At 61.3% G+C, this 21,798-nt stretch carries 22 protein-coding genes and 2 pseudogenes; 11 read left to right on the top strand and 13 right to left on the bottom strand.

Translation table 11 applies throughout. From position 1 onward, the window contains the following. Positions 1 to 201 precede the first annotated feature (201 nt). From FBY02_RS27200 to FBY02_RS27190, 3 genes are all read right to left on the bottom strand, one after another. Positions 202 to 1,080, bottom strand: a complete 879-nt coding sequence (locus tag FBY02_RS27200; protein WP_144931521.1) for an ATPase — start codon at positions 1,078 to 1,080, stop codon at positions 202 to 204. 107 nt (positions 1,081 to 1,187) lie between these two features. Next, positions 1,188 to 2,171, bottom strand: a complete 984-nt coding sequence (locus FBY02_RS27195) for an NAD(P)-dependent oxidoreductase (protein WP_144931518.1) — start codon at positions 2,169 to 2,171, stop codon at positions 1,188 to 1,190. Positions 2,172 to 2,247: 76 nt separating this feature from the next. Next, positions 2,248 to 3,153, bottom strand: coding sequence for a LysR family transcriptional regulator ArgP (locus FBY02_RS27190; protein WP_178115395.1), 906 nt, complete (start codon positions 3,151 to 3,153; stop codon positions 2,248 to 2,250). 85 nt (positions 3,154 to 3,238) lie between these two features. Between FBY02_RS27190 and FBY02_RS27185 the strand changes: the two genes are divergently transcribed. The 5 genes from FBY02_RS27185 to FBY02_RS27165 all read left to right on the top strand — a co-directional run bounded on the left by FBY02_RS27185 (position 3,239) and on the right by FBY02_RS27165 (position 8,928). Beyond that, positions 3,239 to 3,640 (top strand): ACT domain-containing protein, encoded by a 402-nt coding sequence (locus FBY02_RS27185; protein WP_144931512.1) that lies wholly within the window; start codon positions 3,239 to 3,241, stop codon positions 3,638 to 3,640. A 5-nt stretch (positions 3,641 to 3,645) separates the two neighbouring features. Beyond that, positions 3,646 to 4,248: a LysE/ArgO family amino acid transporter gene (locus FBY02_RS27180; RefSeq protein WP_144931525.1), complete on the top strand. Its 603-nt coding sequence runs from the start codon at positions 3,646 to 3,648 to the stop codon at positions 4,246 to 4,248. Between the two features lie 173 nt (positions 4,249 to 4,421). Next, positions 4,422 to 5,018 carry a superoxide dismutase gene (locus FBY02_RS27175; protein WP_144931510.1) on the top strand — a complete coding sequence of 199 codons (597 nt, stop codon included), beginning with the start codon at positions 4,422 to 4,424 and terminating at the stop codon, positions 5,016 to 5,018. A gap of 307 nt (positions 5,019 to 5,325) precedes the next feature. Beyond that, positions 5,326 to 7,377 (top strand): bifunctional diguanylate cyclase/phosphodiesterase, encoded by a 2,052-nt coding sequence (locus FBY02_RS27170; protein ID WP_144931507.1) that lies wholly within the window; start codon positions 5,326 to 5,328, stop codon positions 7,375 to 7,377. Positions 7,378 to 7,584: 207 nt separating this feature from the next. Beyond that, positions 7,585 to 8,928 carry an imelysin family protein gene (locus FBY02_RS27165; protein ID WP_041023841.1) on the top strand — a complete coding sequence of 448 codons (1,344 nt, stop codon included), beginning with the start codon at positions 7,585 to 7,587 and terminating at the stop codon, positions 8,926 to 8,928. Between the two features lie 257 nt (positions 8,929 to 9,185). On the opposite strand, the gene FBY02_RS27160 is transcribed toward FBY02_RS27165, so the two are convergent. The 4 genes and pseudogenes from FBY02_RS27160 to FBY02_RS27145 form a co-directional block, all read right to left on the bottom strand. Continuing rightward, a complete protein-coding gene (locus FBY02_RS27160; protein ID WP_144931505.1) occupies positions 9,186 to 10,430 on the bottom strand; it encodes an RNA polymerase sigma factor in 1,245 nt (414 codons plus the stop codon). Continuing rightward, a pseudogene (locus tag FBY02_RS27155) lies at positions 10,430 to 10,549 on the bottom strand (polyketide cyclase); the annotation flags it as partial. The pseudogene FBY02_RS27155 and the gene FBY02_RS27160, both read right to left, overlap by 1 nt. A gap of 99 nt (positions 10,550 to 10,648) precedes the next feature. Next, a complete protein-coding gene (locus tag FBY02_RS27150) occupies positions 10,649 to 10,993 on the bottom strand; it encodes a YciI family protein (protein WP_144931503.1) in 345 nt (114 codons plus the stop codon). Positions 10,994 to 11,060: 67 nt separating this feature from the next. Further along, positions 11,061 to 11,495, bottom strand: a complete 435-nt coding sequence (locus tag FBY02_RS27145) for an SgcJ/EcaC family oxidoreductase (RefSeq protein WP_144931501.1) — start codon at positions 11,493 to 11,495, stop codon at positions 11,061 to 11,063. A 141-nt stretch (positions 11,496 to 11,636) separates the two neighbouring features. Between FBY02_RS27145 and FBY02_RS27140 the strand changes: the two genes are divergently transcribed. Then, positions 11,637 to 12,131, top strand: a complete 495-nt coding sequence (locus FBY02_RS27140; RefSeq protein WP_144931499.1) for an N-acetyltransferase — start codon at positions 11,637 to 11,639, stop codon at positions 12,129 to 12,131. Here FBY02_RS27140 and FBY02_RS27135 read toward each other — a convergent pair. After that, positions 12,121 to 12,606 (bottom strand): GyrI-like domain-containing protein, encoded by a 486-nt coding sequence (locus FBY02_RS27135; RefSeq protein WP_144931496.1) that lies wholly within the window; start codon positions 12,604 to 12,606, stop codon positions 12,121 to 12,123. The two genes, FBY02_RS27140 and FBY02_RS27135, sit on opposite strands and share 11 nt — an antisense overlap. 79 nt (positions 12,607 to 12,685) lie before the next feature. Further along, positions 12,686 to 13,347, bottom strand: a pseudogene (locus tag FBY02_RS27130) (LysE family translocator). 196 nt (positions 13,348 to 13,543) lie between these two features. Between FBY02_RS27130 and alaC the strand changes: the two are divergent. After that, on the top strand, positions 13,544 to 14,761 hold the full coding sequence (alaC, locus tag FBY02_RS27125) for an alanine transaminase (protein WP_144931523.1): 1,218 nt from the start codon (positions 13,544 to 13,546) through the stop codon (positions 14,759 to 14,761). 119 nt (positions 14,762 to 14,880) lie between these two features. On the opposite strand, the gene FBY02_RS27120 is transcribed toward alaC, so the two are convergent. Beyond that, positions 14,881 to 16,233, bottom strand: coding sequence for a GntP family permease (locus tag FBY02_RS27120; protein ID WP_144931493.1), 1,353 nt, complete (start codon positions 16,231 to 16,233; stop codon positions 14,881 to 14,883). A 91-nt stretch (positions 16,234 to 16,324) separates the two neighbouring features. After that, positions 16,325 to 16,858, bottom strand: a complete 534-nt coding sequence (locus tag FBY02_RS27115) for a gluconokinase (protein ID WP_047701855.1) — start codon at positions 16,856 to 16,858, stop codon at positions 16,325 to 16,327. Positions 16,859 to 17,073: 215 nt separating this feature from the next. On the opposite strand from FBY02_RS27115, the gene FBY02_RS27110 reads away from it, so the two are divergent. From FBY02_RS27110 to FBY02_RS27100, 3 genes are all read left to right on the top strand, one after another. Beyond that, the gene (locus tag FBY02_RS27110) at positions 17,074 to 18,105 is read left to right on the top strand and encodes a LacI family DNA-binding transcriptional regulator (RefSeq protein ID WP_144931491.1); all 1,032 of its coding nucleotides are present in this window, start codon (positions 17,074 to 17,076) and stop codon (positions 18,103 to 18,105) included. Between the two features lie 165 nt (positions 18,106 to 18,270). After that, on the top strand, positions 18,271 to 18,822 hold the full coding sequence (locus tag FBY02_RS27105; RefSeq protein WP_144931489.1) for a hypothetical protein: 552 nt from the start codon (positions 18,271 to 18,273) through the stop codon (positions 18,820 to 18,822). Between the two features lie 174 nt (positions 18,823 to 18,996). Continuing rightward, the gene (locus FBY02_RS27100; RefSeq protein WP_144931486.1) at positions 18,997 to 19,419 is read left to right on the top strand and encodes a GNAT family N-acetyltransferase; all 423 of its coding nucleotides are present in this window, start codon (positions 18,997 to 18,999) and stop codon (positions 19,417 to 19,419) included. A 124-nt stretch (positions 19,420 to 19,543) separates the two neighbouring features. On the opposite strand, the gene def is transcribed toward FBY02_RS27100, so the two are convergent. Next, the gene (gene def, locus FBY02_RS27095) at positions 19,544 to 20,083 is read right to left on the bottom strand and encodes a peptide deformylase (protein ID WP_144931484.1); all 540 of its coding nucleotides are present in this window, start codon (positions 20,081 to 20,083) and stop codon (positions 19,544 to 19,546) included. After that, positions 20,080 to 21,039 (bottom strand): YihY/virulence factor BrkB family protein, encoded by a 960-nt coding sequence (locus tag FBY02_RS27090; protein WP_144931482.1) that lies wholly within the window; start codon positions 21,037 to 21,039, stop codon positions 20,080 to 20,082. Before FBY02_RS27090 ends, def begins: the two co-directional genes overlap by 4 nt. Before the next feature lie 236 nt (positions 21,040 to 21,275). Between FBY02_RS27090 and FBY02_RS27085 the strand changes: the two genes are divergently transcribed. Then, a complete protein-coding gene (locus FBY02_RS27085) occupies positions 21,276 to 21,653 on the top strand; it encodes a hypothetical protein (protein ID WP_041023856.1) in 378 nt (125 codons plus the stop codon). Positions 21,654 to 21,798: the final 145 nt, after the last annotated feature.

Here is a 21,798-nt window from a genome sequence, read left to right as displayed (position 1 = left end):
GCTGAATGGGCATAAAAAATCCGATACCAGAGGACTGGTATCGGATTTTCTAGAAAGCCCGGCTTGGACTCAAATGCTTAAGTGAACAGCATTACCGCCGAAGCGGGGCTTTTTTGTGTGCTGAGCACCCCCTTCACGACACCCCGAGCCACTGTGTGCGAGCCTGCTCGCTCCCACAGGTGGGGTGGTGTTAAAAACCTATCACTGCCCCCGGGCGCTGAGTTGCTGTTGAAGGTTCTGGATCTGCGCTTGCAGCGTATTGATGTTGCGGGTGACCTGGCCGCGGAAGGCATCGAATTCGGCCGTGCCGCCTGAGCGGTTATCCTGCTGGCTCTTGAGCACCATCACCTCCTGCTCCAAACGCTCGATGGCGGGGTTCTGGCTATTCCTTTTCAGGGCAGTGATATCGGCACCGATGCTCTTGAGCTGGGCATCGAGCGCGCCGCCTTCCCCCTGGTTCTTCAGGGTAGTCACTTCAGCCGCCAGAGCCTTGACCTGGGCTTGAAGCTCTTTGTTGGCCGCTTGCAATTGCGTGCTGGTGTTCTGCTGTTCAGTGGCCTGGGCGATGAGCTGGGCCAGTTCCTTGTCCAGGTCGGCGGATGGACCGAAGGTGGCTTGCTGTTGCCTGTACTGCTCTTGCAGCTTGCTTTCGAACAGCCGGGCCTGGTCTTGCAGCTTGTTGTCCAACTGCTTGACCTGCAGCTTCAAGGCTTCACTGTCGCTCATGACATTGGACTGGCCAGCCACCACCTTGCCGGAAATGTCCTGCAAGCGCCCCGCCGCGTCCTCACTGATCCGCGCGAAACTCTCCTGGGTCGCCACCAACTGCTGCTCCATCAGGGAAATCTGCTGGAAGCTCCACCAGGCCAGGAAGCCGAACGCACACAGCAACGCGCCGACCAGTGCCCACAGCGGTCCGGTGCTCGGCCCCTTGACCTTGGCCGCCGCCACGGGTGTCGGGCGCGCTTGCACATGCGCCTGACGGTTGGGCAGGAAGTCATCGTCATCGGGGACGTCGGCGCGCATCCGCAGGCTCGGTACATCGTCGAAGTCGTCGTGTTCATCATTACGCGTGGGCATGGATTCAACCTTTGAAAAACCAGTAATGGCTCGATGCGGCGAGTATAACCCCCTCGCCCACCGCACCCATTGACCCCGAACCCGGCACTCGGTTCATGACGGGCCGATCAGCGGGCTTTCCACCAAGTGCAGAATTCATCGAGGGCGGTCCACAGGCTGACCTGCGGATCGTAATCGAGATAATGCCGGGCCCGGCTGATGTCGAGGGTGAAATTTTTGTTCATGACCTGCATGCCCAAGCGCGACAGCGTCGGTTCGGGACGACCCGGCCACAACTTGCAGGCCCCTTCGTTCAACGCTGCAATGCTGTAGGCCAGCCCGTAGGAACGGTAACGCCTGACTTGTGGGACGTCCATCTGCCGCATCACATAGTTGACTACGTCCCACAGCGGAATCGGCGTTCCATTGCTGATGTTGTAGGCCTGGCCCAAGGCTGAGCCGGTGACCAGCAGACTGCTGAGCAACGCCTCGTTGAGGTTGTGCACGCTGGTGAAATCCACCTTGTTCAAGCCGTTGCCAACAATCGCCAACCGCCCCTTGCGCTGCATGTTCAACAGCCGCGGGAAGATGCTCATGTCACCGGCACCGGTCACGAAACGCGGCCGCAGGGCCAGCACCTCAAGGCCGAACTCCTGGGCGCCGAAGACTTTCTGCTCGGCCAGGTATTTGGTGGCGGCGTAGGGATGGCCGAAGCGCTTGGGCACCTGCTCTTCGGTCAACCCGAAGTGGTCGCGGCCATCGAAATAGATCGAGGGTGACGACAGGTGAACCAGGCGCCGGACCTTCTGCTTGAGGCAGGCCTCGACAATATTTTCCGTGAGCTGGACGTTGCCCTGGTGAAAATCCTGATAACGCCCCCACAACCCCACGGAGCCGGCGCAATGCACCACGGCCTCGACATCCAGGCACAGATCACGGGCCAGCAGCGGATCGCCCAGGTCCCCCGGGACGAATTGCGCACCGCGACGCACCAGGTGTTCCACGCTCTCGGCCCGACGTCCGTTGACCCGTACATCCAGGCCCTGCTCCAGGGCGAAACGCGCAAAGCGCCCACCGATGAAGCCGCTTGCGCCGGTAACCAGAATTTTCATGAATGCCCCCAACCCATGCAGTGGCGAGCGTCGAGCCGCCACGGCAAATTAATCTGCGTCGCTTGCGGCTTGACGCTCATTGCGGTGCCCAAGGCACCAGCCAGCGCTTTGAGAAGCGAATCAACTGATCGGTCAACAACCCGAGCAACTGTCCACCGTTGCGCCAATGATGCCAGTACAAAGGCACATCGATCGGTTTATCTGCCAGCAACTCCACCAACACACCACGCGCCAGTTGTTCGCGCATCTGCAGTTCCGGCACCAGCCCCCAACCAAGCCCCGCTTCGGCGAGGCGGATGAAACCTTCGGAAGAGGGACATAAATGGTGCTCGAAACCGCCTTCGACACCGAGGGAAGCGAGGTAGCGGTGCTGCAGGAAATCATCCGGGCCGAACACCAGGGCCGGCGTGCGAGCCAATTGCTCGGCGCACACACCATCGGGAAAGTGCCGGGCGATGAAGGCCGGGCTCGCCAGGGCCCGGTAGCGCATGGCGCCCAGCAAGACGCTGCGAGCCCCGGCCACCGGCCGCTCGCTGGCGCAAACACACGCCGCCACTTCGCCAGCGCGCATGCGTTTGAGACCCACGGTCTGGTCCTCGACCACCAAGTCCATCAACAGATGATGTTCGGCGCAGAAATCGCCCACGGCTGCCGCCCACCAGGTCGCCAGGCTGTCGGCATTCAGGGCGATGCGCAGGCGTTCTGGCAGGCCCTCTTCATCCAGGGCCGGCACCAGGCTTTGCAGATCGCGCTCCAGCAAGCGCACCTGCTGCACGTGGTTGAGCAAACGACGACCGATCTCGGTGGGGGCTGGCGGCGTAGCGCGTACCAGCACGGGTTGGCCGACGCGCGCCTCCAACAGCTTGATCCGCTGGGAAATGGCCGATTGGGACAAACCCAGCACTTGGGCGGCGCGCTCGAAGCCAGCCTGCTCCACCACCGCAGCCAAGGCCGCCAGCAGTTTGTAATCGAACATCAGTATTCCTAATGAGCAATCAGCAAGATTGGTTTTTCTTATACAGCTTTCGACCGGAAAATGACCAGCATCACTTGAGAAGGAACGAGCCATGTCTGGCGAAACATCATTGAACACCCTGCTGCGCAGCATGAGCCCGCAGCTCAATCAGGGCCAATACGTGTTCTGTAGCCTGCCTGACGGCCGGGTCCCCACGGGCATCACAATCGTCGGCAGCTTTCTCGAGCGAGAAGGACTGACGGTGATCCTGGAAAAATCCCAGGCGCAGAAGGCAGGGCTGGGCTTCGACTACGTCGCCGCCTGGATCACCCTGGAGGTGCACTCCGCCCTGCAGGCGGTAGGCCTGACCGCAGCCTTCGCCACGGCGCTGGGCAATGCCGGCATCAGTTGCAATGTGATCGCCGGTTACTACCACGACCATCTGTTCGTCGGTCACGACGACGCTGAACGAGCCATGGCTGCGCTCCAGCAACTGGCCGCGAGCGGGGAGTAATGATGATGTGGCAAAGCTATGTGAACGGGCTGCTGGTAGCCCTCGGGCTGATCATGGCCATCGGCGCCCAGAATGCATTTGTGCTGGCCCAGAGCCTGCGTCGCGAACATCATTTGCCCGTGGCTGCGCTGTGCGTCACCTGCGATGCGCTGCTGGTCATGGCCGGCGTATTCGGGCTGGCGACGCTGCTGGCCCAGAGCCCGTTGCTGCTCTCTATTGCCCGCTGGGGAGGTGCGGCGTTCCTGCTCTGGTACGGCAGCCTCGCCTTGCGCCGGGCCTGTTCGAAGCAGAGCCTGCAACAAGGTGAAAACCAGGCCGTGCGCTCGCTGCGGGCGGTGTTGCTCAGTGCGCTGGCGGTGACGCTGCTCAACCCTCACGTCTACCTCGATACCGTGCTGCTGATCGGTTCTCTCGGTGCCCAGCAGAGCGTGCCCGGTGCCTATGTCATGGGCGCCGCCAGTGCCTCGCTGGTGTGGTTCTTTACCCTGGCCTTCGGCGCCGCATGGCTGGCTCCCTGGCTGGCTCGCCCGAGCACCTGGCGGATCCTCGACCTGCTGGTGGCGGTGATGATGTTCGCCGTGGCGGTGCAGTTGATCGTCATGGGCTGATATTCCAAACCGCTCTGGAACCTCTATTCCACACAGTTGTTGCGTGGTTATGCCGCCCCCCCGGTGCTATGATCCGACCTTGCGCCGCAAAGAGTACAAACTCCCCGGCGCTAGTCCGGCCGCCCGTGATCGGCCTTGCGCTCACCGCAACTGACCTGATTAGGAGAATCACCATGGCTTTCGAATTGCCGCCGCTGCCTTACCCACACGATGCACTGCAGCCGCACATCTCCAAAGAGACTCTGGAGTTCCACCACGACAAGCACCACAACACCTACGTCGTGAACCTGAACAACCTGGTGCCTGGCACCGAGTTCGAAGGCAAGACCCTGGAAGAAATCGTCAAGACTTCCTCGGGCGGCATCTTCAACAACGCCGCTCAGGTCTGGAACCACACCTTTTACTGGAACTGCCTGGCGCCCAACGCCGGCGGTCAACCTACCGGCGCACTGGCTGAAGCCATCAACAGGGCCTTCGGTTCGTTCGACAAGTTCAAGGAAGAGTTCAGCAAGACTTCCATCGGCACCTTCGGTTCCGGCTGGGGCTGGCTGGTGAAGAAGGCTGACGGTTCCCTGGCCCTGGCCAGCACCATCGGCGCCGGCAACCCCCTGACCAGCGGCGACACCCCACTGCTGACCTGCGACGTCTGGGAACACGCCTACTACATCGACTACCGCAACCTTCGCCCGAAATACGTCGAAGCGTTCTGGAACCTGGTCAACTGGAAATTCGTGGCCGAGCAGTTCGAAGGCAAGGCTTTCACCGCCTGAGTTTCGATCCGATGCCCAAAAAAGAGCCCGGCATTTTGCCGGGTTTTTTTTGCCCGGCATAAATCCCCGCCCCGGTTTCGAGCGGATGACCTCAGGTCCGGATTCCAACAAAAATTCCTTCGAGGCCTCAAGTTGCGGGCCTTTGCAACCGACACAATGACCGTAGAGCAATCACTCTGGAAAAACCGTATATCGGCCATGTTCCAGGCAATATCCCTTGTGTTTGATTGTCCCTTTGACTGCCATCACAGGATTGCCAATACTCATGGCAACTTGACGCTACCCGCACGGTACAAGGAATCCCTCTTTGAAGCTGGAACTCAAGAACAGCTTGTCTGTGAAGTTGCTCCGGGTCGTGCTCCTTTCGGCATTGATCGTTGGCATGATTCTGAGCTGCGCTCAGATCGTGTTCGATGCCTATAAAACCAACCGGGCCGTCGCCAGCGATGCCCAGCGCATTCTCGATATGTTTCGCGACCCGTCTACCCAGGCCGTCTACAGCCTCGACCGGGAAATGGGCATGCAAGTGATCGAAGGGCTGTTCCAGGATGAAGCCGTGCGCATGGCCTCCATCGGTCACCCTCGTGAAACCATGCTCGCCGAAAAGACCCGCCCCCTGCAGCATTCTGAAAGTCGTTGGCTGACCGACCTGATCCTGGGCAAGGAGCGTACCTTCACCACGCAGTTGGTTGGCCGTGGCCCCTACAGCGAATACTACGGCGATCTGAGCATCACCCTGGACACCTCCACCTACGGCCAGAGTTTCATCATCAACTCCGTGATCATTTTCATCTCCGGCATGTTGCGGGCCCTGGCAATGGGCCTGGTGTTGTACCTGGTCTATCACTGGCTGCTGACCAAGCCGCTGTCGCGGATCATCGAGCACCTGACGGAAATCAATCCCGATCGCCCCAGCGCCCACAAGATCCCGCAGCTTCGCGGCCACGAGGACAACGAGCTGGGCCTGTGGATCAACACGGCCAACCAATTGCTCGCCTCCATCGAACGCAATACACACCTGCGCCATGAAGCGGAAAACAGCCTGCTGCGGATGGCTCAATACGATTTTCTTACCGGCCTGCCCAACCGCCAACAGCTTCAGCAGCAACTGGACAAGATCCTGGTGGACGCCGGCCGCCTGCAACGTCGCGTGGCGGTGCTGTGCGTGGGGCTGGACGACTTCAAGAGCATCAACGAACAGTTCAGCTACCAGACCGGTGACCAACTGCTGCTGGCCCTGGCCGATCGATTGCGGGCCCACAGCGGCCGCCTGGGCGCGCTGGCACGGCTGGGAGGCGACCAGTTCGCCCTGGTGCAGGCCGACATCGAGCAGCCTTACGAAGCCGCCGAGCTGTCGCAAAGCATCCTTGACGACCTGGAGGCGCCCTTCGCCCTCGACGACCAGGAAATCCGCCTGCGTGCCACCATCGGCATCACGCTGTTCCCCGAGGACGGCGACAGCACCGAAAAGTTGTTGCAGAAAGCCGAGCAGACCATGACCCTGGCCAAGACCCGCTCGCGCAACCGCTACCAGTTCTACATCGCCAGCGTCGACAGTGAAATGCGCCGCCGTCGCGAGTTGGAGAAAGATCTACGCGAGGCCCTGGTTCGCGAACAGTTCACCCTGGTCTACCAACCGCAGATCAGCTATCGCGACTTGCGCGTGGTGGGCACCGAAGCCCTGATTCGCTGGCACCATCCCGAACATGGCTTCGTACCGCCGGATCTGTTCATTCCACTGGCCGAGCAGAACGGCACCATCATTGCCATCGGCGAGTGGGTGCTGGACCAGGCCTGCAAGCAATTGCGCGAATGGCACGACCAGGGTTTCGTCGACATGCGCATGGCAGTCAACCTGTCCACGGTGCAACTGCACCATGCCGAACTGCCTCGGGTGGTGAACAACCTCCTGCAGATGTACCGGTTGCCGCCTCGCAGCCTGGAGCTCGAAGTCACCGAGACCGGCCTGATGGAAGACATCACCACCGCCGCCCAGCACTTGCTGAGCCTGCGCCGCTCTGGCGCATTGATCGCCATCGATGATTTCGGGACCGGCTATTCGTCCCTGAGTTACCTCAAGAGCCTGCCCCTGGACAAGATCAAGATCGACAAGAGCTTCGTCCAGGACCTGCTCGATGACGAAGATGACGCGACCATCGTCCGCGCCATCATCCAGCTGGGTAAGAGCCTCGGGATGCAGGTGATCGCCGAAGGTGTCGAGACGATCGAGCAGGAAGCCTACATCATCGCCGAAGGCTGCCATGAAGGTCAGGGTTACTACTACAGCAAACCCCTGCCGGCACGGGAGCTGGGTGCTTACCTGAAACAGGCGCAGCGCAGCAAGGCCTCCATCCTCTGACACCTCCAAAGATCGCAGGCCTGCCCGGCTCTTACAGAAAAATCGCATTTTTCTGTAAGAGCCGGCGAAGCCTGCAATCCGCATTCATTAAATAAGAAATATTTACAGACGCAGCTCTTTACACATAATGCAAATCTTTCGCATTATGTCGCAGCTTTTGCGCACCCTTGCGCCAGTCCCATCCATTTTCCAAGCAGGATGTTTGCCATGATTCGTATGCCCCTGGCTACCGCCAGTCTGCTGGCCATCGCTATTTCCCTCGCCGGCTGCGGCGAGGGCAAGGACAAGGCTGCCGCGCCGCAAGCGCCAACGCCTGCCGCCAGCACCGCGGCACCGGCCGCCCCTGCTGCCGCCGGCAAACTCGACGAAGCCGCCGCCAAGGCCGTCGTCGCGCACTACGCCGACATGGTCTATGCGGTCTACAGCGATGCCGAATCCACTGCAAAGACCCTGCAAACCGCCGTCGACGCGTTCCTGGCCAAGCCGAACGCCGACACCCTGAAAGCCGCCCGCGCTGCCTGGGTCGCCGCCCGCGTGCCTTACCTGCAGAGCGAAGTGTTCCGCTTCGGCAACACCATCATCGACGACTGGGAAGGCCAGGTGAACGCCTGGCCCCTGGACGAAGGCCTGATCGACTACGTCGACAAATCCTACGAGCACGCACTGGGTAACCCGGGCGCCACCGCCAACATCATCGCCAACACTGAAGTCCAGGTGGGCGAAGACAAGGTCGACGTGAAAGACATCACCCCGGAAAAGCTCGCCAGCCTGAATGAGCTGGGTGGTTCCGAGGCCAACGTCGCCACCGGCTACCACGCCATCGAATTCCTGCTGTGGGGCCAGGACCTCAACGGCACCGGTCCCGGTGCCGGCAACCGCCCGGCTTCCGACTACCTGGAAGGCGCCGGCGCCACTGGCGGCCACAACGACCGTCGTCGTGCCTACCTCAAGTCCGTGACCCAATTGCTGGTCAGCGACCTGGAAGAAATGGTCGGCAACTGGAAGCCAAACGTGGCCGACAACTACCGCGCCACCCTGGAAGCGGAACCGGCTGAAAGCGGCCTGCGCAAAATGCTGTTCGGCATGGGTAGCCTGTCCCTCGGTGAACTGGCGGGCGAGCGCATGAAGGTGTCCCTGGAAGCCAACTCGCCAGAAGACGAGCAGGACTGCTTCAGCGACAACACCCACAACTCGCACTTCTACGACGCCAAGGGCGTGCGCAACGTGTACCTGGGCGAATACACCCGCGTCGACGGTACCAAGATGACCGGCGCCAGCCTGTCTTCCCTGGTAGCCAAGGCCGACCCGGCCGCGGATACCGCGCTCAAGGCCGACCTGGCCGATACCGAGGCCAAGATCCAGGTCATGGTCGATCACGCCAACAAGGGTGAGCACTACGACCAGTTGATCGCGGCCGGCAACACCGCCGGCAACCAGATCGTCCGCGACGCCATCGCAGCCCTGGTCAAGCAGACCGGTTCGATCGAACAGGCTGCCGGCAAACTGGGCATCAGTGACCTGAACCCGGACAACGCTGATCACGAGTTCTGATCAACGCTGGCGGAATGAAAAGGCGACCTTCGGGTCGCCTTTTCATTGGCAGAGGAAACCGCATTTCTGTGGGGCTTGCTCCGGGCTCGCGAGCAAGCCCGCTCCCACAATAACCCGATCAAGCTCAATACCAGCGCCCCCCCCCAATCCCCTGTGGGAGCGAGCCTGCTCGCGAAGGCGTCGGTACATTCAACATTTGCATCGACTGGCCCACCGCTTCGCGAGCAGGCTCGCACACAGATTTGTCGCCGGGCCGGCTATGGTTGCTTGGCCAATTCCGCCAGCCGCCCCTCAAGAAACCGTCGCTCCGGCAGTTGCTGTGTCAATTCAAGCGCACGCCGATAAGCCACCCTCGCCTCTTCCACTCGCCCCAACTGCCGGCAGAATTCCGCCCGTGCCGAGTGGGCCAGGTGATAGTCGAGCAGATCGCCCCGCCCCAGGATCGCCTCGATCTGGCGCAACCCCGCCTCCGGCCCGTCGCGCTTGGCCAGGGCGACGGCGCGATTGAGTTCGATCACCGGCGACGGCATGACCCGCAGCAGCACGTCATACAGCCCGACGATCTGCGGCCAGTCGGTTTCCTGCGCGGTGGGCGCTTCGGCGTGGACGGCCGCAATCGCCGCTTGCAGGCAATAAGGCCCGAACCGACGGGTATTCAGCGCGGCCTCCACCAACCGGCAACCTTCGGCAATCAGTTGCGCATTCCACAAGGAACGGTCCTGCTCATCCAGCAATACCAGTTCACCGGTATCCGACGTGCGCGCCGTCCGCCGGGATTCGTGCAGCAGCATCAGCGCCAACAACCCCATGACCTCGGCCTCAGGCAACAACTCCATCAACAGCCGTGCAAGGCGGATGGCTTCGCGGGTCAGGTCTTCTCGGGTCAACTCGGCGCCCATCGAAGCCGAGTAACCTTCATTGAACACCAGGTAGATCACCCGCAGCACACTGTCCAAGCGTTCGGGCAGTTCCGCACGGGACGGGACCTGGTAGGGGATTTTCGCGTCGCGAATCTTCGCCTTGGCCCGCACGATGCGTTGGGCGATGGCCGCGGGTGCAGCCAGGAAGGCCCGAGCGATTTCCTCGGTGGTCAGGTCGCAGACTTCCCGCAGCGTCAACGGCACCTGGGCATCCGCCGCCAGGGCCGGGTGGCAACAGGTAAAAATCAGCCGCAGACGATCGTCTTCCACGTCTTCGTCGCTCCAGTCAGACTGCTCAAGGGCCTCGAGCTGGGCGATCAGCATCGGCTGGGACGCCGCGAAGCGCGCTCGCCTGCGCAGGCTGTCGATGGCCTTGAAGCGCCCGGCGGACACCAGCCAGGCCCTCGGGTTGTCCGGCACGCCGTCACGCTGCCAACGCTCGACCGCAATGAAGAAGGCTTCGTGCAGGGCTTCTTCCGCCAGGTCGAAATCCCCCAGCAAGCGAATCAGCGTCGCCAGGATCCGCCGCGAGTCTTGCCGATAGACCTGTTCGACCCGCGCCTTGACCACATCGGCCGACATCAGTCGGGCATGCCTTGGGTGACCAACGCATCGAGCCGGCCCAGACTCTGCCCCCAGCCGTCATGGAAGCCCATGGCTTCGTGGGCCTGCCGTTCCTCTTCGCTCCAGTGAAAGGCACGGAAGCGCTGCTGGCGCCGGGCATCGATCAGCCGGCTGATGGACAACTCGAAAGCAGCAGGTGTGAGGTTCATGAATCGGATCCTGTTTGTGATTGTTGTTCAGGGGTTCAATTGGCGTACCGGTCGGACTTCGACGCAACCGACCCGGGCCGCCGGGATGTTACCGGCGACCTGGATGGCCTCGTTCAAATCCTTGGCATCGATCAGGTAGAAACCCGCCAGTTGCTCCTTGGTTTCGGCGAACGGTCCGTCGGTGATCGCCAGCTTGCCGCCGCGCATGCGCACGGTGGTCGCGGTCTGCACCGACTCCAGGGCCTCGGCGGCGATCATCAGCCCGCTGCTCTGGATCGACTCGGCATAGGCCATGCACTCGGCGTCCTCCGGGCTGTCGGGCGAGCTGTGCAGCGTTTGTTCGTTGCTATACACCAGGCATAAATACTTCATGAAAAACTCCGGGACCGAACGGGTCAACTATGACGGTAGAAGGACGCGGTGGCGAAAAAACCGACGATCAGGGCTGGAGGTCGAATATCGCCGTGCCCGCCATCGGATCGAACGGCGCCGACCAATGTTCATGGACGATCTTCCATTGTCCCGCCATCCGTTGATAGCAGGCCGTCACGCGCATCCAACAGGCCTGTTCTTCGCCCTTGTCGTTGGTGCCGCCGCAATAGGCCAGCCAATGGGCGAAAGCGATGTTGTCCGCCGCATTGATCCTGACCTGATGGAAGTCGAACTTGTGCGGGCCAGGGCACATTTCCATGCAGGCCTGCCAATGGGCGCGATAGGCGACCTTGCCCTTGAATTGCAGGGCCTGGATAGCGTCGAACGAGACGATGTCATCGGCATAGAGCGCCATGACCTTCTCGACGTCCTTGGCCATGACGGCCTGCCGATAGGTGTCGATCAGGGCCTGGATTTCGGTTTCGGCGGCTTGGGTATTCATGGTGATTCTCCACAGGTTTTTGTTGAAGACACCCTTTGTCGTCTGGGGAAACGGCGAATCGACATGCCGGATAAAAATAATTCAAGAAAGAAAAGTCGCTAGAATCTAGCCTCATCCTGCCAGCGGCCAACGGACGTTACTGTGACTGCTCAACTCGTCGCCTACGAACATCTGAACGCTGTCCAGCGCCAACAGGTGCAAGCCATAGAGCTCCTGCCTGAACAGGTCCGGTTCGCCGGCGACATCCACGGCGCACTGCACATGCTGCTGTCCCGGCCCTGCCCGGGGATCAAGGGTTTCGCGTTGCTGGTCGACGGCGCGCCGATGGCGTTCCTGGTGCTCAAGCGGCCGCCTGTGCTGCCCGCCTGGGCCGATGAGCACAGCGCGACCCTGCACGCCCTGCAGGTCGATCACCGGGCCCAGGGCCAGGGCCACGGCAGGGCCTGCCTGCAGGCACTGCCCGCCGTGGCGCGTGCGGCCTGGCCGGAAATCAGGGGGTTGGAACTCTCGGTGGATGCCGCTAACGAACCGGCCATCGGCCTGTACACCCGAATGGGCTGGGTCGACTGTGGCGAGGCCTACAAGGGCCGCGTCGGTTATGAGCGGCGGATGAGCCTGATGCTCTCTAGCTCTTGAGCGGTATCCAGATCTCCAGCGTGCCTTCGCCGGTCCTGGGGTTGAAGTCTTCGCTGTAGCGTTCGAACTCCGGCGCCTCCGCGGCTTCGTGACCGGATTGGGGCAACCAGACATTCCAGATGTAGTGAAAGGTGTCCGGCAGGTTTTTCAAGGGTCCACGGTGTTCGAACACCGCATAGTGAGCGGGCTGGATTTCGATCCAGCGGTACTGTTCCGGCAGATCGTCGAGTCGGCTGATCTCCACGCCGGCGATGTATTCGAACCCGCCCTTCCCGTCCGGGTTGCAACACACACCGTAAGTGACTTCGCTTTTCTGCCCTGGCACGTTACCGAGCCAGGGCAAAAACTTTTCCCAGAGCAGGGGGATACCTTGGGCGGTCTCCTGGGTGAAACGACCGCCAAATCCGGCGATAAGATGAAAGTTTCCGTGTTCGAAGCGTGGTTCGGCTGTGTAATCGCGTTGGGGCTTTTCCATGCGTCAACACTCCGCAAAACATGAGGTCGGGCTTGGCAGTATAGAAGCCAAACCATGATTGCCAGGGCCGTTTCGCTTGTCAGGACGCCGGAATGGCCGTCGCTACAGAAGCCCCTACAAACTCGTTGTAACCAGAAACGATCACGTAAACAGCGAAATAACAGAAGATCGCAGCGGATGCCCAATAGGAATAACGCAGCAATTTATCCCCCAATAATTTTCCGCCCTGGGTCGCCGCCAGGCACAGGCTGGCGCTCCACAGCAACCCGGCGCAGAGGAAGCCACCGAGAAACAGGACCGAGCTGAGCACCGAGCCCCCCCTGAACGGGCAATGAGCGTACCACCCACGGCCGCGAACCAGAGTATCGCGCTGGGGGATGACATGGCCAGGAAAATCCCCCGCAGGAATTCCTGGCCAGAGGAGTTGCCCTGCATCTCCCCCGCCTGCTCCAGCACTGCACCGTGATAAATCGCTGAGTGGACCATTTTTGCCGCGAAGTACAGCAACAGCACCGAACCGCCGATCCACAGCACCCAGCGCACCGCTTCGTATTGCAGCAACACGGTCATGCCGGCCAGGGCCAGTACCGCGTAGACCAGATCACCCACGCAGGTCCCCAGGCCGAGGGCGAAGCCTTGGAAATAGCCACGCTGCATGGCGAGGGTGATCATCGCGATATTGGCGATACCGATGTCCAGGCATAGGGAGAGACTCAGCAAAAAGCCGCTGGAAAATTCCATCATCATTCCGTTCGAGTGGGGTATGGCAATTGAACAGTCCGCACGCATCCCACGAGCGGATCGACAGTGTCGTCGAAAATAGTTGTGGGCCGCCACTGGACAAGCGGCCATGGCGGCCATTATCTTGCGCCGCAGGCCACCGCAGTGGCCAACGTCGCTCGGACGGTTCCGGGCGCTCACGTATTTCGAGGCAACAATGGCCGAACAAGGTTCGCCGCGCCGCTTTGCGCGCATCGATCGACTCCCCCCTTACGTATTCAATATCACTGCCGAGCTGAAGATGGCTGCGCGTCGGCGCGGCGAAGACATCATCGACTTGAGCATGGGTAACCCCGACGGCGCCACGCCTCCACACATCGTGGAAAAACTGGTCACCGTCGCCCAGCGTGAAGACACCCACGGCTACTCCACCTCCAAAGGCATCCCGCGCCTGCGCCGCGCCATTTCGCGCTGGTACAAGGACCGCTACGAGGTGGACATCGACCCTGAAAGCGAAGCCATCGTCACCATCGGCTCCAAGGAAGGCCTGGCCCACCTGATGCTGGCAACCCTGGACCAGGGCGACACGGTACTGGTGCCCAACCCCAGCTACCCGATCCACATCTACGGCGCAGTGATCGCCGGCGCCCAGGTGCGCTCGGTACCACTGGTGCCAGGGGTGGATTTCTTCGATGAACTGGAGCGGGCCATTCGCGGTTCGATTCCCAAGCCGAAGATGATGATCCTGGGCTTCCCGTCCAACCCCACCGCCCAGTGCGTGGAGCTGGATTTCTTCGAGCGGGTCATAGCCCTGGCCAAGCAGTACGATGTCTTGGTGATCCACGACCTGGCCTACGCCGACATCGTTTACGACGGCTGGAAAGCACCATCGATCATGCAAGTGCCTGGCGCGAAGGACATTGCGGTGGAGTTCTTCACCCTGTCCAAGAGCTACAACATGGCTGGCTGGCGCATCGGCTTCATGGTCGGCAACCCGGAACTGGTCAGTGCCCTGGCGCGGATCAAGAGCTACCACGACTACGGGACCTTCACCCCGTTGCAGGTGGCCGCCATCGCCGCGTTGGAAGGCGATCAGCAGTGCGTGCGCGACATCGCCGAGCAGTACCGCCAGCGCCGCAATGTGCTGGTCAAGGGCCTGCATGAACTGGGTTGGATGGTGGAGAATCCCAAGGCGTCGATGTACGTCTGGGCCAAGATTCCCGAGGCCTATGCGCACCTGGGCTCACTGGAGTTTGCCAAGAAGATGCTGGCCGAAGCCAAGGTCTGCGTTTCGCCGGGGGTGGGCTTCGGCGAGTATGGGGATGATCATGTGCGCTTTGCGCTGATCGAGAATCAGGACCGGATCCGCCAGGCGGTGCGTGGGATTCGGGCGATGTTCCGGGCCGATGGGTTGGTCAGCAAGACCAACGCCTGATACAAAAACACTGTGGGGGCGGGCTTGCTCGCGATGGCGATATAACATTCAACATCTGATTGACTGTCAGTCCACCTTCGCGAGCAAGCCCGCTCCCACATTGGGTTTTGCGTTATTGCTCAGACCACCAACGACAACAACAGGATAAAGCCCAACCCCACCACCGACAGGATGGTTTCCATCGCCGTCCAGGTCTTGAAGGTTTCGGCCACGGTCATGTTGAAGTACTGCTTGACCAGCCAGAAGCCTGCATCGTTGACGTGAGACAGAATCAACGAACCGGCACCGGTCGCCAATACCAACAGCTCACGGTTTACCCCTGGGATCATTCCCACCACGGGTACGACGATGCCCGCGCCGGTGATGGTTGCAACGGTGGCCGAGCCAGTGGCGATACGAATCACCGCGGCCACCAGCCAGGCCAGCAGGATCGGCGAAATCTGCGCACTTACGGCCATGTGGCCGATTACGTCACCCACGCCGCTGGTCACCAGCATCTGCTTGAAACCACCGCCGGCACCGATGATCAGGATGATCGCGGCGGTCGGTGCGAGGCTGGCGTCCAGCCATTTGAGCATCTGGCTGGAACCGATGCCCTGCTTGTAGCCGAAGGTGTACAACGACAGCAGTAAGGCCAGCAGCAAGGCCGAGATCGGGTGGCCGATCATGTCCATCCAGGCGCGGAAGAGGTTGCCGTCCGGCAGCGCCACGTCAGCGAAAGTCTTGAGCAGCATCAGGAACACCGGGGACAACACGGTGATCAGGGTGATGCCGAAGCTTGGCAGTTCGGCAGCGTTTGTCTCGCGGGCCAGTTGGTCCACCAGTTCCTGGTTCGGATGGCCGGGGATGCGCTTGGCAATGAACGTACCGAAGATCGGGCCGGCAATGATGGCGGTCGGCAGCGCGACGATCAGGCCGTAAAGAATGGTCTTGCCGATGTCGGCACCGAACACGCCAATCGCCAGCAGCGGCCCCGGATGCGGCGGCACCAGGCCGTGAACGGCGGAAAGGCCTGCCAACAGCGGGATACCGATCTTGATGATCGACACGCCGGTGCGGCGCGCCACGATGAACACCAGTGGAATCAGCAGCACGAAACCGATTTCGAAGAACAACGGGATGCCCACCAGAAATGCGGCGAACATCATCGCCCACTGCACCTTGTCCTTGCCGAAGGCTCGGATCAGGGTCTGGGCGATCTGATCGGCCCCGCCCGACTCGGCCATCATCTTGCCCAGCATCGTGCCCAGCGCCAGGATGATGCCGACGAAGCCCAGTACGCCACCGAAGCCGTCCTGGAACGCCTTGATGATGGTGCCGGTCGGCATGCCCGACGTCAGGCCGAGGAACGCGGCGGCGATGGTCAGTGCTATGAACGGGTGGAACTTGAACTGGGTGATGAGGAGGATGAGTCCGATCACCGTGACCACTGCATCAAGCAGTAGGAACGTCTCGTGGGACATGCCGAACATGGGAGGTGTCTCCTGATTTGTTGTTGTTATTGAAGCAGTTATTTATGAGTCGTCGGGACAGCGCTATCTTTCTGACGCAAAATTTTGAAACTCAGCTGGCAAGCTTCAAACCATGGGCCAACCACCAGACGTAAGCCTGATGGGCCAGCTCGTCAACGCTGTGGCTGGACGCGTCCAGAGCCAGGGTCAGGGGCTCGCCAACAGGGGATTCAAGGGTGGCGAACTGGCTGTCGATCAGGGTCGACGGCATGAAATGGCCGGGCCGGTGGGAAACGCGGTCGGCGGCCACTTCGGGCGTCAGCTCAAGGAATACGAACCCCAGGCCTGGCAAGGCACTGCGCAGACGCTCGCGATAACTGTGCTTGAGGGCCGAGCAGGTCAGCACCGGGCGCTCGCCCGTGGCGTCGACACGGCGCAACTCGTCGCACAGGCTGTCGAGCCAGCCGGCACGGTCGTCGTCGTTCAGGGGAATACCGGCGCTCATCTTCTGGATGTTGGCCGCGGGGTGGAAGGTGTCGCCTTCGATGGCAGTGGCGCCGCTCAATTGGCACAGGGCCTGGCTGACGCATGTCTTGCCGCAACCGGCAACGCCCATGATGACCAGGGCGGTGATGGGATTGTTCATGTAACACCTCAGCGCGCAGACAGCGCTACCTTTGCCAGTTATGACACCGCAGCAAAAGCAGAAGTTGCCGACGCCTTCTTGTCATTTTTGTGGTTGCAGCATTTTTCGTCCACGACACCAACGGATGGGATTCAGGCAAACCCCACTCGCGCATTTGCAGCCGCGTCGAGACAGCGCTACCTTAGTGCCTTGATTTTTGTTTGGCAAGCCACCTGATGACCGTCTCCAAGAACGATAAGAATACCCGCACCACCGGTCGCCCTACGCTCAACGAAGTCGCACGCCTGGCCGGTGTCAGCCCCATCACCGCTTCCCGTGCCCTGCGCGGCGTCAGCACCGTGGCCACTGACCTGGTGGAAAAAGTCCGACAGGCGGCACGAGAACTCAACTATGTCGTCAACCCCGCCGCGCGCGCCCTGGCTTCGGCCCAGAGCCACTCGGTGGTGGTGTTGGTACCGTCGCTGTCCAACCTGCTGTTCATCGACACCCTGGAAGCCATTCATCGTGTCTTGAGGCCCAAGGGCTTCGAGGTAGTGATCGGCAACTACCACTACTCCCGGGACGAAGAAGAAGACCTGCTGCGCAACTACATGGCCTATCAGCCTCGTGGTCTGCTGCTGACCGGCTTCGACCGCACCGAGAGCGCCCGCCGCATGATCGAGGCCAGCAACATTCCCTGTGTCTACATGATGGAGCTGGACCCTGGGGCGGGCCTCAACTGCGTCGGCTTTTCCCAGCTCAAGGCCGGCGAGACGGCGGCCGGGCACCTGATTTCCCGCGGCCGTAAACGCCTGGCTTATATCGGCGCACAACTGGACCAACGCACCTTGTTGCGGGGCGAAGGTTTCCGCCGGGCCCTGCAGCAGGCCGGGCTGTACGACCCGGACCTGGAATTGCTGACGCCGCGCCCGTCATCGGTGGGCCTGGGCGGCGAGTTGTTCCTGCAACTGCTGGCCAGCCATCCGGATGTCGACGCGATCTTCTTCGGCAATGACGACCTCGCCCATGGCGCCCTGTTCGAAGCCTTGCGCTGTGGCATCAGGATTCCCGAGCAGATCTCGGTCCTTGGCTTCAACGACCTGCCCGCCTCGGCCCACATGGTGCCGCGCCTGAGCAGCATCAGCACGCCACGGGAGGCTATCGGCCGCCGTGCCGCCGAACAGATGCTGACGCTGATGGCCGGCAACCGCATTGCCCAACCCGTGGAGGACATGGGCTTCGAGCTCAAGATTCGCGAAAGTACCTGACCCCATCTCGTGACGCAGAGGCGGTCGATCCCTGCCGGTCAACGGCAAGGGCTGGCCGCTTCGCCTCGCCTGGTCCCCCTACAGCCCTTGGAACCCGAGGCTCCGGGCTGTCGGCATGGGAATTGCTCCTGCCCATCGCTCAGCCATTACCTACAGGTGCCTATCATGTTGGTCAGTGCCAAACAGCAAGCAATGATTCTGCCGCTCAAGCGCCCGGGCGAAGACCCGACCGCCGACGCCGCCAGCGGTCTGCAAAGCGCCGCGCTACAGGCGTTGCGCGATAACGTCCAGGCCCAGGCCAGCCAGGGCAATGCCCAGGTCCAGGAGTCCATCACCCAACAGGCCACACAGCAGGTCAATGCCGCCACCGCCATCAGCGACAAGGTCGATGAGGCATTCGCCAAGACCCGCGTGCAGTTGCAGACCGTCGCCTCCCAGGATGCCCCGGCGCGCCAGACCGAGAGCTCGGCACTGAAGGATTTCAAGGACTACATGAGCAAGACGCCCGAAGAACGCCTGCGTGATGCCATTCTCGCGGAGATGGGCATCAGCGAAGAAGAATACGAGGCGATGCCGCCCGAGAAGCAACTGGCGGTCGGCCAGGAAATTGCCCAGCGCATGCAGGACAAGTCCGCCATGGCGCAGGTGGAAAAGGCTCAGGAACACCGCAATACCAGCGACAAGGATCCGGCTGCGGCATTCCTCGCGTCGCTCTGAGCCTGCCGGCGGCCAGCAGATAAGGCGCCGGGGGTGAAAAACCTGTGGAAGCAAAGCTTGCCCCCACAGGTCTGGCTCAACTGATTGGCATTAGGGTCAGCCCCGGTTCATCGTGCAGCCAGTCGAAACCTATTCCCTTATAATCACCCTCCTCACTGTCCCCACGACGTCGTCATGTCCGAAATCCGCTATACCCTGCTCGATGAACCGCTGTGGCCACTGATGAACAAGTTCTACCGCGCCCATCAATCCTCGATGAAAGCCGTGCGTGACGCGCAGCTGTGGGTGGCGAGACAGGATGACATCGTTGCCGCCCTGTGCCTGCGACCGGTGTCGGGCGGGCACTGGTTGACGGGGTTGTTTGTCGACCCGGCACACCGCGGGCAAGGTGTCGCGGCACGGTTGATCAGCGAAGCGGTGAAGGCCGTGGAGGCACCGGTGTGGCTGTTCTGCCACCCGGAACTGCGCGGGTTCTACGAGCGGCACGGCTTCACCTTCGAGCCCGTCCTGCCCTATGCGATGGCCGAGCGCCTGAGCCGGTATGCCCGCAGCAAGCCGATGATTGCGATGGGATTGGAGCCAGGCACGCGGTCCTGATGCCTATCACCGCCCCTGTGGGAGCGAGCCTGCTCGCGAAGGCGGCAGGACATTCAACAACGATGCAAGCTGACCCACCGCTATCGCGAGCAGGCTCGCTCCTACAGAGGATTGATGTGAATGTTCAGTCGTCGGCCGTGGGATCCAGATCCGGGAACATCACCTCGGTAAACCCGAACTTGCTGAAGTCGGTGATGCGCGACGGGTACAGCCGCCCGATCAAGTGGTCGCATTCATGCTGCACCACCCGTGCGTGGAAGCCCGAGGCTGTCCGCACGATCGGCTCGCCCTTGGGATCGAAGCCTTCATAGCGGATGTGCTGATAACGATCGACCGCCCCGCGCAGGCCAGGCACCGACAGGCAACCTTCGAAACCCTCTTCCATCAGCGGGCTCAGCGGCGTGATCAGCGGGTTGATCAGGATTGTCTGGGGCACGGCTTCCGCATCGGGATAACGCTCGCTGTGTTCGAAGCCGAAAATCACCAGTTGCAGGTCCACGCCGATCTGCGGCGCCGCCAGACCGACGCCACCGACGCTTTCCATGGTCTGGAACATGTCGTCGATCAATTGCCACAGCTCCGGGCTGTCGAACATCTGCGGCGGAACCGGCGCAGCGATGCGCAGCAGGCGCGCATCGCCCATCTTGAGGATTTCTCGAATCATGGTCGGGCTTCGCCTGCGTTCGGATCGGTGTCCGGTTTGATGGAGTGGTCGCGCGCCAGCCCCGAGACGTGCTGTTTCCAGTGCTCGTCCGGCACCTTCTCACCACGGTCCTTGCCTTCGGCGGACATGTGCTCGATCACCGCATTCATCTCCGCCCCCAGCAGCAACACCGCCGCCGAGATATAGAAGTACAGCAACAACACGATGATCGCGCCGATACTGCCATACATGGCGTTGTAATTGGCAAAGGTCTTGACGTAAAAAGCGAAGCCCAGGGAGGCGATGATCCAGACCACCACCGCCAGCACCGAGCCCGGGGTGATGAAGCGAAACTCCTGCTTCACGTCGGGCATCACGTAGTAGATCAGCGCCACCGCCACCATCAACAGGATCACGATCACCGGCCAGCGCACGATCGTCCAGAGCGTGACGATGAATTCCTCCAACCCGACCTGGGCCGCAATCCATTCCATCACCTGCGGCCCGAGGACCATCAGCGCCGCCGCGATGAGCAGCATGCCGGCGATGCCAACCGTGTAGAAAATCGACAGTGGAAAGCGCTTCCAGGCCGGGCGCCCCTCGACCACATCGTAGGCGGCGTTCATGGCGCTCATCATCAGCCGCACCCCCGCCGAGGCCGTCCACAACGCAACCACGATACCCACCGAGAGCAACCCGCCCTTGGATTGCTGGAGCTGGTCGATCACCGGGTTGACCTGCTCCAGCGCCTGGGGCGGCAACACCAGCTCGGACTGCAGGCGCAGCCACGAGAAGAAATCCGGCAAATGCAGGAAGCCGATCAGCGCGATCAGAAAGAGGATGAAGGGAAACAGGGAAAACAGCATCTGGTAGGCCAGTGCCGAGGCGTAGGTGGACATCTCGTCGTCGAGAAATTCGGTCACCGTACGCACCATCACGCGATGCAGAGGCAAGCCTTTCATGTCCGGAAATATCATGAGCGTCTCCTTTCGCCGCAAAAAAGGGGTCGCGTGGCGACTCAAGGGGCGTTTTTTACCTCAAAGTAGCCTGTTTGGCGACTTTGGAACAATCTCATCCCGACGCAGAATTGACCCATGCGCCACAGCGCAAGTTTCATTCTTCGCACCGGCAGGGCTTTATGTTTGCCCGGCAACCGTCGAGAATGCCCCACGTATTCAGGCTCGGCCCGAAGCTTTAATCCCGTAGGAACGTTATGAAACTCGATAAGAAGCAGGCCATCGCCCGCAGAAACCAGGAACTGGGCGGCGCCGTCCTGGGCGTCAACAACTGCCATTTCAGCGAATTGAACCGCAACCGCAACATCTTCTGGTTCAACATCCCGGTGACCCGCCTGGCTGTCGGCCAGTACGAATGGATTCATCTGCTGCTGCACACCCCGGCCACCGACGAGTTGCTGCACCTGAAGGTGCCGACCGTATTCCTGCGAGAAAAACTGGAAGGCCTGGAAGTGCGCAACCAGGGCAAGCGCAAGGCCGCCTTGAGCCTGGAACTGAGCGCCGACAAGGATTCGTACCTGCAGGACATGCGACCGGGGGGCACCAACCTGGATTTTGCGCAGTTCAGGTTGTGACCCTGCTCACAACCGCCACAACAGCGACTGCCTGAGTAATCGTGCAACAAAAAGCCCCGCTTCGGCGTAATGCTGTTCACTTAAGCATTTGAGTCCAAGCCGGGCTTTCTAGAAAATCCGATACCAGTCCTCTGGTATCGGATTT

Source organism: Pseudomonas sp. SJZ078 (assembly GCF_007828255.1).
GTDB lineage: Bacteria > Pseudomonadota > Gammaproteobacteria > Pseudomonadales > Pseudomonadaceae > Aquipseudomonas.
Note: the sequence above shows the minus strand (reverse complement) of the source record. Positions and strands in the feature narration are given on the sequence as shown.